Source organism: Inquilinus sp. 2KB_23 (genome assembly GCF_052115705.1).
GTDB classification, from domain to species: Bacteria; Pseudomonadota; Alphaproteobacteria; order DSM-16000; family Inquilinaceae; genus Inquilinus; species Inquilinus ginsengisoli_A.
In genome coordinates this window covers 1-735 of the sequence record NZ_JBFRHF010000092.1, presented here as the reverse complement: position 1 = coordinate 735, position 735 = coordinate 1, and the positions used below count along the sequence as shown (strand labels likewise).

Genomic DNA, 735 nt, shown 5'->3' with positions numbered 1-735 from the left:
GAACCGGACGCAGGCTCCCGTCCAGCACGTACACCCGCGTGTTCCAGATCGGCGCCCCGATCGGCGGCTCGACCGCTCCGGACAGGGCTTGGCTGGCCGTGGCGCAGACCGTCGCTTCCGTCGGGCCGTAGGCGTTGAACATCCGGTGCCCGGCCGACCATTGCCCGACCAGATCCGCAGGACATCTGTCGCCGGCGACGATCAGGGCGCAGCTCTGCGGCACATCCTCGGGCCGCAGGGTCGCGAGGATCGGCGGCGGCAGAACCACATGGCTGACCGCCTCCTCCCGCAGCAGCGCCGAGAGAGGCTCCCCGGCGAGAAGCTGTCCTTTCGGCGCAATCACCAATGTCGCTCCGGCCACCAGCGTCGCCATGATCTCCCACGCCGCCGCGTCGAAACTCGGCGACGCGAACTGCAGAAGACGGGACCCTTGCTCGATCTCGAACAGCGCCAGATGCGCACCGATCAGGCTGGGAATACCGGCATGGGTGACGACCACGCCCTTGGGGCGTCCGGTGGAGCCGGAGGTGTAGATCACATAGGCCGGGTGTTGGGGTCGGAGGGGCGCCGTCCGCTCCCCGTCACCGGGATCATGCTCCGCCGCCGCCGACAGTGCCGACGACACCGAACCTTCCTCCAGGCTCAGCACCGGCACCGGACCGCACCACGCCTCCGCCCCTGAACCGATCACGCAGACCGGGCCCGCATCCGACACCATGTAGCCCAGCGCCCAGC

Annotated in this window: 1 protein-coding gene; it reads right to left on the bottom strand. The window is 69.7% G+C overall.

Features of this window, described 5'->3' with window-relative positions; translation table 11 throughout:
- Positions 1 to 718: AMP-binding protein (locus tag AB4112_RS36035; protein WP_441727287.1), on the bottom strand; the 718-nt coding region annotated here is incomplete at its 3' end.
- Between the last annotated feature and the right edge of the window lie 17 nt (positions 719 to 735).